This is a genomic window from Candidatus Omnitrophota bacterium (genome assembly GCA_041653595.1).
GTDB lineage: Bacteria > Omnitrophota > Gorgyraeia > Pluralincolimonadales > Pluralincolimonadaceae > Pluralincolimonas.
In genome coordinates this window covers 36,820-47,364 of sequence record JBAZFB010000011.1, presented here as the reverse complement: position 1 = coordinate 47,364, position 10,545 = coordinate 36,820, and the positions used below count along the sequence as shown (strand labels likewise).

General features: G+C 53.4%; 11 protein-coding genes and 1 tRNA gene. All 12 read right to left on the bottom strand.

Annotated elements, in window-relative coordinates; genetic code table 11:
• On the bottom strand, positions 1-1,342 hold a 1,342-nt coding region (locus WC317_05645; protein ID MFA5339607.1), incomplete at its 3' end, for a polyribonucleotide nucleotidyltransferase.
• A gap of 91 nt (positions 1,343-1,433) precedes the next feature.
• The gene (gene rpsO, locus WC317_05640) at positions 1,434-1,703 is read right to left on the bottom strand and encodes a 30S ribosomal protein S15 (protein ID MFA5339606.1); all 270 of its coding nucleotides are present in this window, start codon (positions 1,701-1,703) and stop codon (positions 1,434-1,436) included.
• 62 nt (positions 1,704-1,765) lie between these two features.
• Positions 1,766-2,653 (bottom strand): bifunctional riboflavin kinase/FAD synthetase, encoded by an 888-nt coding sequence (locus WC317_05635; protein MFA5339605.1) that lies wholly within the window; start codon positions 2,651-2,653, stop codon positions 1,766-1,768.
• Positions 2,650-3,336: a tRNA pseudouridine(55) synthase TruB gene (gene truB, locus WC317_05630; protein MFA5339604.1), complete on the bottom strand. Its 687-nt coding sequence runs from the start codon at positions 3,334-3,336 to the stop codon at positions 2,650-2,652. Before truB ends, WC317_05635 begins: the two co-directional genes overlap by 4 nt.
• Positions 3,329-4,300: a bifunctional oligoribonuclease/PAP phosphatase NrnA gene (locus WC317_05625; protein MFA5339603.1), complete on the bottom strand. Its 972-nt coding sequence runs from the start codon at positions 4,298-4,300 to the stop codon at positions 3,329-3,331. Before WC317_05625 ends, truB begins: the two co-directional genes overlap by 8 nt.
• Complete coding sequence (gene rbfA / locus WC317_05620; protein ID MFA5339602.1) at positions 4,287-4,652, bottom strand: 30S ribosome-binding factor RbfA; 366 nt, start codon at positions 4,650-4,652, stop codon at positions 4,287-4,289. Before rbfA ends, WC317_05625 begins: the two co-directional genes overlap by 14 nt.
• Before the next feature lie 34 nt (positions 4,653-4,686).
• The gene (locus tag WC317_05615) at positions 4,687-7,353 is read right to left on the bottom strand and encodes a CBS domain-containing protein (GenBank protein MFA5339601.1); all 2,667 of its coding nucleotides are present in this window, start codon (positions 7,351-7,353) and stop codon (positions 4,687-4,689) included.
• On the bottom strand, positions 7,350-7,949 hold the full coding sequence (locus tag WC317_05610; GenBank protein MFA5339600.1) for an acyloxyacyl hydrolase: 600 nt from the start codon (positions 7,947-7,949) through the stop codon (positions 7,350-7,352). The genes WC317_05615 and WC317_05610 overlap by 4 nt, the downstream gene beginning before the upstream one ends.
• A gap of 67 nt (positions 7,950-8,016) precedes the next feature.
• Positions 8,017-8,093: transfer RNA gene (locus WC317_05605), tRNA-Arg, on the bottom strand.
• A gap of 348 nt (positions 8,094-8,441) precedes the next feature.
• The gene (gene xerD / locus WC317_05600) at positions 8,442-9,329 is read right to left on the bottom strand and encodes a site-specific tyrosine recombinase XerD (protein MFA5339599.1); all 888 of its coding nucleotides are present in this window, start codon (positions 9,327-9,329) and stop codon (positions 8,442-8,444) included.
• A 4-nt stretch (positions 9,330-9,333) separates the two neighbouring features.
• The gene (locus tag WC317_05595) at positions 9,334-9,951 is read right to left on the bottom strand and encodes an MBL fold metallo-hydrolase (protein ID MFA5339598.1); all 618 of its coding nucleotides are present in this window, start codon (positions 9,949-9,951) and stop codon (positions 9,334-9,336) included.
• Positions 9,948-10,499, bottom strand: a complete 552-nt coding sequence (locus tag WC317_05590) for a hypothetical protein (protein ID MFA5339597.1) — start codon at positions 10,497-10,499, stop codon at positions 9,948-9,950. Before WC317_05590 ends, WC317_05595 begins: the two co-directional genes overlap by 4 nt.
• Positions 10,500-10,545 lie beyond the last annotated feature (46 nt).

Here is a 10,545-nt window from a genome sequence, read left to right as displayed (position 1 = left end):
TGCCAGCGCATACGGTCGCCATCGAGGAGGAACCGTTCGATTCCAGCACCTCGGAGACGACCCTTACCGTATAAGGAAATTCCTCTTTCGAGGGCATTATCGGTCTCAAACCCCTTTCGGCTAAAGCCCCGTGCCCGATCTCACGGCGTCCGGGTCCCCTTACGGGTTTTACCTCACCGACGGAGAACGGCGGGAAGCTGTAATGGAGCATGAATGATTTTGACGACTCGCCTTCGAGCGCGTCTATCGTCTGCTCGTCGGCTGATGTGCCCAGCGTCGTAACCGCAAGGCTCTGCGTCTGTCCCCTGGTAAATAGCGCCGAACCGTGCGTCCTCGGGAGCACCCCTACTTCGCAGGTTATCTGGCGTATATCCTTAAAGCCGCGGCCGTCCACCCTCTTCTTCTCCTGAAGGATGGTGCGCCTGACTTCCTCTTTCTCGACTTTTACCAAGGCGCTCTTTACCTCCGCCTCGGTCAATTCGGAGCCCTCGACCACAAGCTGCGAGATAAGGTCCTTAGCTATCATGGACATCATCTCCTCTCTCTCCTCTTTGGTGGCCTTATTCTCGACTTCCTTTATCTTGCCCAGAGAGAGATCCTTGACCTTCTTGTACAGCCCTTCATCTATCTTCTTTATTGTGTAATCCGTCCCTTTCGGACTGCCGCATTCGGCCTTCATCTTCTCCTGCAGTTCTATCGAAGCGATGAGGCTCTTGTGCCCGAACTCGATGGCTTTCAAAACTACGTCTTCCGGCAATTCGTTCATCCCGGACTCTATCATGACGATAGATTCTTTTGTCCCCACAACAACGATATCCAGGGAACTCTTCTCGAGCTCGGCGAACGTAGGATTGACTATAAATTCTCCCTCGATCATACCGACCCTCGCGGCGCCGATCAAATAATTAAACGGGATGTCCGATATAGCAAGCGCGCATGACGCGCCGTTAAGCGCCAGTATATCCGGGTCGTTCTCCCCGTCGTGCGACAGGACCAAAGCCATTACCTGAATCTCATGCGAGATCCCGGCCGGGAAAAGCGGCCTTATCGGCCTGTCTATAAGGCGCGCGGTCAGGACTTCCTTTTCGGATGGCCTGCCTTCACGCTTAAAAAATCCGCCGGGTATCTTTCCGGCGGCATAGTTCTTCTCCTGGTATTCGACGGTAAGGGGGACAAAATCTATGTCGGCGCCCTCCCTCGGCTGTTTCGATATTACGGCGGTTACCAGGACGACGGTCCCTCCGTATTGCACCATCACGGCGCCGTTCGCCTGTTTGGCCATCCTGCCTGTCTCAAAAATTAAATTCTCCCTGCCTAATTTTGTCTCTAATCTTTTACTCATTTTCTCTTTCTCTTTTATTTTTATTAAACGTATACAACAAACCGCCTACCTTCACCGGGTTCCGGAACACTCTCCGAAAAGGTGAAGAGACTTATTTCCTCAGGTCAAGCCTGTCCAGGATTTTCGTATAAGCCTCGGAACTCTCTCTCTTGAGGTATTCCAGAAGCTTGCGCCTTTGGCTGACAAGCTTGAGGAGACCCTGGCGGGAATGATGGTCTTTCTTGTGGATTTTGAAGTGGTCGGTCAGCATGTTGATCCTCTCCGTGAGGATGGCTATCTGGACCGGAGCCGAGCCTGTGTCTTTGTCATTTTTCTTGAAACTGTTTATCAGGCTCTTTTTTGCTTCTGTGGTGATCGTCATTAATTTGTTACCTCCTAATGTGACAATATAATATCACAGCAGGCCGGTTTTGTAAAGTATTATTAGCCGGTTTTTAAGATCTTTCTCGCGAGCTTATCGTCGCGCTTTATCTGGGCGATAAGCGCCCCATGGTCGCGGAATTTACGGACGCAGCGCATGCGGCTGACAAATTCCACCTCTATATCCTCGTGATATATGAATTCATGGAAATCAAAGATATGGACCTCGATGACCGGCTCGGTTTCGCCGAACGTCGACGGCCGTCCGATAAAAAGCGCGCCGCCGTATCTCCTGCGCCCGCGGCGGACCCGTACCGCGTAGACCCCGGCCGGCGGTATCGCCTCGTGGTGGGGGTCGATATTCGCAGTGGGATACCCGAGGAGCCGTCCGCGCTTCTTCCCGCTGACTACGGTCCCGTAAACGCTGACCGGCCTTCCCAGCAACCGGGCAGCCTCATTTAATTTCCCGTTTATTATATACCTGCGTATGGCGGTCGAGGAGACGGTCTCGCGCCCTGCCCTGACCATAGGGACTACCTTGACGTCAAAACCAAATTCCCTGCCCAATTCCTTGAGCGCTGCCGCATTGCCGGCGTTATCTTTCCCGAAGACAAAGTTACTTCCGATGAATACCTTTGAGGCCTTGAATCCGGCGGCAATGACCTTTCCGGCGAAATCCCGCGGAGAAAGGGTTGAGAATTTCCTGTCAAATTTGAGGACGCAGCACCTGTCCGCGCCGAGCGCGCAGATGAGACTAAGGCGGTGCGAGGCCGACATTATCGAAGGGACGCTTATATGCGGCCTTAGGACCTTAAGGGGATGCGGGTCGAAAGTCACGATGACGCTTTCCGCCCGCTTTTTTTTGGCTTCGCGTATCGCCGCGCTTATTATCCTGCGGTGCCCTATATGGACGCCGTCGAAGATCCCTATGGCAAGGACCGTATTTTTCATATTTTAACCAATCGCCCTTCCAATCCGGACCTTGAGATCGATCTCAGTCCGGCCATATCTATCGAATCCTTTAACGCAAATTCGCCGGATGCGGTGCGGCGCAGGCTTGAGAGATACCCCCCGCAGCCGAGCCTGTCGCCTATATCGTCGCACAACTTCCTTATATATGTCCCCTTTGAGCACCTTACGGTAAAATGGACCAGCGGCAATTCGATCACGGTTATCCTCAACTCCTTTATATTTATATTTCGCGGTTCGCGCGGCACCTCTTCGCCTCTCCTTGCAAGCTGATAGAGCCTCTTGCCTTTGATCTGTATCGCGGAGAACATCGGAGGGACCTGCCCTGTCTCCCCTTCGAAACCCTTGAATACATCCCGTATCTTCTCCGCGGTTATGTGCGCATAAGCGGTCTCGGCCAATACCTTTCCTTCAGCGTCTCCCGAATCGGTCTTCCTGCCCAGCGTTATTACCGCCTCATATTCTTTGTCGCCGCTCATGAATTTCAAAGAGAGTTTCGTCGCCTTTCCCGTCAGTATCACTAGTAGGCCCGTCGCAGCCGGGTCCAGCGTACCCGCGTGCCCAGCCTTTTTTATACCGAAATTGCGCCGTATAAGGTCGATCATATCGTGAGAGGTCATGCCTACGGGCTTATCCACCAGCAGTATGCCGTCCGGGTCAGACATGCTTCGAGATCTCGGCCAGCACTCGCTTTTCGGCTTCCCTGTGCGACGCCCTTATGCTGAAACCCGCCGCGGCCACATGCCCGCCGCCGCCGAATTTCATCGCTATCTTGTTGACGTCAACGCCGTCCTTTCCCCTGATGCTGACCTTAATAAGCCCTTCCTCCTCCGTCTCTTTGAACAGGAGCGCCACTTTACTGCCTCTCACTGCCCGGGGAAAACCGATGAAGTTCTCGGCGTCCTTGAGCTCGGCGCCGCTCTTCTTCAGCATCTCCCTGGTTATCCACATCCATACTATCTTGCCGTCGTCGCTCCTCTCCACGGTCGAGAGCGATCTGCCGAGGAGATGCGTGACCTCGAAGGCCTTCATCTCAAAGAGGCTTTCGTATATGAAATTCGTATCGAGCCCGTTCTTTATGAGCTCGGCCGCGACGATATGTGTCTTGGCCGATGTATTCGTATACCTGAATGAGCCCGTGTCTATGAGGATAGCCGAATAGATATTTATCGCGTCATCCTTAGACAATTTAAGGCCGAAGCGTTTGAATAGCTCAAATATCATCTCACCGGTGGCCGCGCCTTTTCCGTCCACCCAGTTGACGTTCCCGAAATAATCATTGCTTACGTGATGGTCGATGTTGACTATTTCCATATCCAGCGTGATCAGCTCGGCTACTTTCCCGGTCCGCTCGAGCGTAGGGCAGTCGACTATAAGCGCGCAATCGATATCCTTCAAAACCTTTTTGTTCAAGTTCTTGCATAATATGATAGATTTTATCCCGGGCATGAAATCACAGGATATCGGCGGAGAGTCCTGGTCTATGATTGTCGGGTCTTTGCCCAGGCGCTTTATGAGGCTCGCAATCGCCAGCTGGGAACCGATAGCGTCCGCCTCCGGGTCGACATGGCCCGAGATAAGGAACTTCTTATGCCTGCGTATCGCGTTTACGACTTTAGGAAGGCTCATTTTTATTCTCCTTCTCCTTGTGTATCTTTTCGAAGATCTCGTTCAGATGGATGCTGTATTCCGCAGACTCATCGAGCCTGAAAAGCAGTTCGGGCACGAACTTGAACCTCATCCTCTCCCCGAGCGTCTTGCGGATGAAACCCGCCGCCGAATTAAGGCCTTCGGCCGCGTTTTCCTTATCTTCTTTCCCGCCCAATAAACTGAAATAGACCTTCGCATTCCTTATATCCGGCGTCACCTCGACCCTCGTTACAGTGATGAAGCCTATGCGGGGGTCTTTTAGCTCCTCGCTTATTATGACCGAGATCACGTCCCTCATCTCGCTCGCGATGCGTTCCGGCCGTATCCCCATTATTTTATCTCCGTGTTGTAATTGCCGCCTGTTATCATCTTTCCCCCCTGAAATGCGATACAGCAAACGCGACCTCTTCGCCCTTCGTCTTTACCTTCCCGTCGAGCTTGGCGCGAAGCGTCTTCCTCATGATCTCCTTAAAATGCGGCCCCGGCTCTATCCCCGCCTTCTTGAGGTCATCGCCGCGCAGGTCGAGCTTCACGTGCGCGTATTTTGTCATATAGGATACTATCCGCCGCCTTGCCGCCTGCGAACGCGTCTTTGCCATGAGCGCGACCATAGCCTCATGCGAAAACCCGTCAAGATGCGCGTAGACCTCGCTAGGCCTCAATTTTTCCTTTTTGGATAAAGCGGCCAGGACTCTTTCGGAGTTCTTTTTGTAGGAGATAAGTTTTGCCGCGTCGGCCTTCCTGAAGACGAAATCGCCGCAGATCTTTTTTGTCCGGGCCGGGTCAAGTTCATCAAGAATGACGGCCAGATATACAAGCCAGCGCTCGAGCGCGTGCTTCTTGCCCGTATGCATATTATCGTACCATGCCAGCGCCTCGTCGGCGGCACTAAAAAGCTCTATATTTTTGCTTTTTAGTGTCAGGTCGCGGTCGATGAACCGCAATTCATTCAATTCCGAAAGCCGCTTGACCGCCTTAAGCGGTTTCTCCTCCGAGAGGATAGCTATAAGCTCCTCCCTTATCCTCTGTTTCTGCGTCCTGTCTACCATCTTCAGGCCGACCGCTTTTTTTATCAGGCTCTCCGTATGCGGCTCGATCCTGAAATCGAAGCGCTGCTCGAACCTGACGCCCCGGAAGATCCTTGTAGGGTCATCGACGAAACTCAGGTCGTGCAGGGCCCTTATCACGCCTTCCTTAAGGTCGATCCTGCCGCGGAACGGGTCGAGTAATTCCCCGAAATGCTGCCTTCCCAGCCTGAACGCCATCGCGTTTATCGTGAAATCCCGCCTGAAAAGGTCGTTCTCTATCGGGCCGAACTTTACCGTCGGGAGAGCGGCAGGCCTTTCGTATATCTCGGTCCTGGTCATGGCTATGTCTATCCTGAACTTCCCGCCGGAGGATTTTGAAGGCGCTATGCCGGCCGGGCACGGAAAGAATACTGTCGCGGTCCCGAACCTCTTGTGGTATACATATACGCCGCAAAGCTCCTTCGAGAGCTTCTTCGCGTATTCTATCGCGTTGCCTTCTATGACTATATCGACATCGAAATTCATTACCCCCAGCAGGAGGTCCCTCACAAACCCGCCGACCGCGAAAGCGGTAAATCCCATCTCTTCGGCAAGCCTGCCCGCGAGCCTCAATAACTCGGCCATCTTGCCGGGGAACGTCTTTTTTATCCTTGGTGTGAGGTTTACCGTGACGCGGGGTTCCTCTTTCAGGTCCCCACCGGACGCTGCGGCGAAGAGCCTGCCGTGTAATGCGCGCAGGATATCGGATCTAGTGACAAGCCCCAGAAGGTTGCCCCCGTCGAATACAGGAACGCAGCCCACTTCCTTCTGCTGGATCATGTCCTGTATCGCGTAAACCGAGGTATCCGGTTTCACGGGAAAGATCTTGCGCGACATATAGCCCTTGACGCGCGCGTGCCCGAAACCGAGAGATACCGCCCTGTCGAGGTCCTTAAGAGCGGCTATCCCTTCCAGCCGCCCGTTAACTTTGACGACCGCATATTCGGAGATGGCCTTGGCCAGTTTTTCCCTAGCCGCGCTCACAGGCTCGTCTATCTCCAACTCGACCGGTCTTCCCGCCACCAGCTCTTTTGCCTTTATATCGGAATGTATATGGGAGCGCAGGTATTCTATAAGTTTCGATTTTACCTCTGTCAGGTTCATATCCTTGATAACTGCGCCTGCGGCCGAAGGATGTCCTCCTCCCCCGAACAGGGCCGCAACCTTCGCGACATTCACGAAAGGCAGGCCGCTGCGCGCGATGAACTGCACTTTATCCCTCGTCTGGACCATCACGAAGATGAGGTTGAAATTTTCGGCCTCTTCGAGCTTGTGCGCCAGGAGGCTCAGGTCATCGACGTACTGTTCGCTCGTTATCGCCGCGATCGCGACATGGACACTGTTTATTACATGCACCTCTGTTGACTGGATAAGGAGAGCCAGCAGGCTGAGCTCCTTGTCGGTCAGCTCCCTCCTCAGGTACGACGATACGAGGTGCAGGTCCGCGCCCATAGAGACGAGGAAACTCACCATATCGATATCTTCCCTTGTTGTAGTGGGGAATGTGAGCGAACCGGTATCCTCATATATGCCGAGCGCCATGATCGTCGCCTCAAGCGGCGAGATCTTTATCTCCCTGTCTTTTATCAGGTCTACCAGGATAGTAGTGGACGCGCCGGTCTTTCCGTAAATATCCTTGTCGGCTTTAATATCTTCACCGGTCCTCGGGTGGTGGTCATAGATATGCACCTCCACGCCTTTTTTCCCGGCGAGCTGGGCCATCTTTCCTATGCGGTTCTTGAGCCTCGTCTCCACGATTATCAGCCGCGTCACGTTCTCGAGCGAGGCGTCCTTTTCATATTCGATCTTGACGAGGTCGGAGCACAGGGACATAAACTCCCGCACAGCCCTCTCCTGCGAACCGGGGAGGACAAGCCGCGCGCCCGGGTAGAGCTTGCGCGCCGCGACCATCGACGCGAGCGCGTCGAAGTCGGCGTTGGCGTGCGTCGTTATAATATCTGTCAATAGAAGAGTGAGACTCCCGCTGTCACCGAATTAGTGTCAATGCCGCTGTTAGGCTTCGCTATGCCTAAGTTAGATATATGCCTGTAACGGTATCCGACGTTAAGGGCGATGTTATCCTTGACGAAATAATAAAGACCTGCGCCCGCGTGATCCACGAAATTGGCATGGGAGCCCTGTTCCCTCGTCCTCTCGGATATATATATGCCGCCTGTGCCGCCCTCGATGTAAGGATAGAATTTAGAGGTAAGCGGGTAGGCATATTTAAGGCCGAAACTGCAGCCGGCCTCATAATTAGAGGAAGGCTTTATCACCGGGTTGGCAAAAGGCTCGACCATGAACAGGAACATGCCCGGTATCTTCCAGTTCAGGCATTTCTTGAGGTTGAACCCGAAACGCCCCGAAAGATATACATTATCGTATTTCCTGATCGTTTCGGTATCGGAGCCGCGCCCGACGTCAGCCGTGCCCCATCCTGAGAAGAAACCTATCTCTTTAAGGCAGGCGTCGCTCTTTACCGCCTCATTATCTTCAGCCGCATAGGCCGGACCGCATGCCAATACCATTAACACAAAACAGATCGCCAGATACTTCACCATCACCCTTCCCCCTTTCGTTTATTTTCCTGAGATTATAGTTGCCATTTTACGCTCACTGCTGCTATTTTGGTGCGCCTGGTGCGAATTGAACGCACAACCTTCAGCTCCGGAGGCTGACGCTCTATCCAATTGAGCTACAGGCGCGTCGCCCCGCTCTCTCGAGCGGGAAATTTTAAATTACTTCTTAAAGAGCGGGGCTCCCTGAGGAAAAACCCTGATGGTTTTTCCTCAGCGCCCACTACATCATTTAGCGGGGGCTGCTCCTTTTCCTTCCGCATTGCTGCCAATATGACAGAGGGGAAACAGTCTTTCCCCTCTGTAACACCCCTTTTTGCGCCTTTCGGCGCGCTGCGACTGACAAAAATCTCGATTCTTGACGTACTTCCTGTTTGCTTCAAGCGGGTGACTGCCGACGGAGCCCTTGGCCCTTTTGCCCGAAGCAAAAGGGACGAGGTGCTCGGCAGGCAGGACCCGCCCGTGTTTCAAAAAACATTACGGGCGCGGGTGGAACTTTTGGTGGATCTGTTTCAGCCGTTCCTTGTTAATGTGAGTATAAATCTGCGTCGTAGAGATATTCACGTGGCCGAGCAGTTCCTGGACTATCCTCAGGTCGGCGCCGTTCTGCAAAAGGTGCGTGGCGAACGAATGCCTCAGCGTATGCGGCGTAACCCTCTTCTTTATCCTGGCGTCCTTGACGTAATGCTTTATGACCATCCAAAATGTCTGGCGCGACATCGGTTTGCCAAGGCGGGTCAAGAAGATCGCCCCTGAGTCGTCTTTCTTTAAAAATTTCGGCCTCGCCTTCTCCAGGTATTTCTGGATAGCCTCCTTGGCCTTGCTGCCCACCGGTATTATGCGCTCCTTCTGGCCTTTTCCGAGGCATTTTACGAATCCCATATCAATATGGATGTCCGTCAGTTTCAGGTTAACGAGTTCGGAAACGCGCATCCCGGTCGCATACATCAGTTCGAGGGCAGCCCTATCGCGGAGCCCCTGTTTAAGGCGCGTGTTCGGGCTATCGAGTATCGCCTCGACCTCTTTCTCGTCCAGGACATCCGGCAGTGTCTTCCAAAGTTTCGGCGTCTCGATGACCGAGGTGACGTCCTCTTTAAGGAGTCGCTGGCTCGTCAGGTAACGGTGGAATACTTTTATCGCGACGAGGTTGCGCGCTATCGAGCTCGCGTTCAGCTTGTCATTCTTCAGCCCCATCATAAAATCCTGGATATCCGGGCGTTTTACTTTATCCAGGTTATTTATGCCCTTCTTCTTCAGGTATCCGGCGTATTTATTCAGGTCGCGGCTGTACGACTCGAGCGTATTCTTGCTCAGGCCGCGCTCGACCGAAAGGTAATCCATGAATTCCTTGATAAAATCTTCCATCGCGTCAACCCGAGAAAAAAGGGTTATGTCCTTTCTCGTAGCCTATGGTAGTCGCGGGACCGTGGCCCGGGTAGACCTTCGTGGCGTCCGGCAAAGTGAAGAGTTTTTCTTTTATCGATCTCATAAGCGCCGCTTCAGACCCTCCCGGAAGATCGGTCCTTCCGACGCCTTCGGCGAAGAGCGTGTCGCCTGTAAAGACCGCGTCTTCGCACCAGAGGCAGATCGAGCCCTGCGAATGGCCGGGCGTATGCAAGACCTCCAGGACCAGGTTGCCTACCTCTATAGTATCGCCATCCTCGAGCAGCCTGCTCGCCGGCGGGGAACAGACCGGGATACCGATCATCCCCGAGACATTCTTCATCGGGTTCGTCAGGCACTGCGCGTCGGAGGCATGTATGAATACCGGCAGCCCCATTTTCGAGTTAGCGCCGATATGGTCCGCGTGGCCGTGCGTGTTTATGACGCATTTCGGCGACAGGCCCAATTCGGCCACCTGCTGCTTTATATCCTTATCGTCCGCGCCCGGGTCTATTATCACGGCCTCCTTCGTCTCGGCGCAGCCGAATATATAACAATTTGCCGCGATAGGCCCTACCGGTAAAACCTTTAATATGTATTTCATTTTTTAGGCAGCGTCTGCTCCGTGATCTGGATCGGTTTGATGGGCTCCTCTTCCTTCAGGATGAACGCCTTGACCTCTGAAGGCTCGAATTTTCTCATTATCACTCTCCTGCGGCTCTCGAGGTCGCTCCTTATGCTTGAGGCCTCCACCTTTCCGGGCTGGCCGAAGTCCATCTTCTTCTGCACGCCCTGATAGAACTTTATATACTTCGCAAGTTCTTCTTTCTTCGCGCCGGTAAGGAGGTCCTGCATCCTCTGCAGGTCTTCCACTGCCCTCGCCGCGGCAAGCCTCTCGCGCTTGTTGCTGCCCTGGGTATCAAGGCAATCCATAAGGTCCTCGGTCCACGTGCGCCAGTAATTATAATGGTTGCTGTATAAAACGGCATTTGGATATATGCCCTTATAGTCCTGCGGCTGCAGGACCGGCATGACCTTCTTGGGGCTCTGCTTTCTCGTGAACTTCTTCTTCAACGTCTCGCAACCCGACATATTTATAACTGCCACCGCCACCGCTAAGATCAGGACGGCTTTTTTATAGGCGACTCTCATCTCTTCTCCTTTACCCTCTTCCTCTGAATAGATTAGGGTTTTACCC

Coding starts and splice junctions, on each gene's coding strand:
- rpsO (MFA5339606.1), bottom strand. CDS start 1,703: ATGACGATCACCACAGAAGCAAAAAAGAGCCTGATAAACAGTTTCAAG.
- WC317_05635 (MFA5339605.1), bottom strand. CDS start 2,653: ATGAAAAATACGGTCCTTGCCATAGGGATCTTCGACGGCGTCCATATA.
- truB (MFA5339604.1), bottom strand. CDS start 3,336: ATGTCTGACCCGGACGGCATACTGCTGGTGGATAAGCCCGTAGGCATG.
- WC317_05625 (MFA5339603.1), bottom strand. CDS start 4,300: ATGAGCCTTCCTAAAGTCGTAAACGCGATACGCAGGCATAAGAAGTTC.
- rbfA (MFA5339602.1), bottom strand. CDS start 4,652: ATGGGGATACGGCCGGAACGCATCGCGAGCGAGATGAGGGACGTGATC.
- WC317_05610 (MFA5339600.1), bottom strand. CDS start 7,949: ATGGTGAAGTATCTGGCGATCTGTTTTGTGTTAATGGTATTGGCATGC.
- xerD (MFA5339599.1), bottom strand. CDS start 9,329: ATGGAAGATTTTATCAAGGAATTCATGGATTACCTTTCGGTCGAGCGC.
- WC317_05595 (MFA5339598.1), bottom strand. CDS start 9,951: ATGAAATACATATTAAAGGTTTTACCGGTAGGGCCTATCGCGGCAAAT.
- WC317_05590 (MFA5339597.1), bottom strand. CDS start 10,499: ATGAGAGTCGCCTATAAAAAAGCCGTCCTGATCTTAGCGGTGGCGGTG.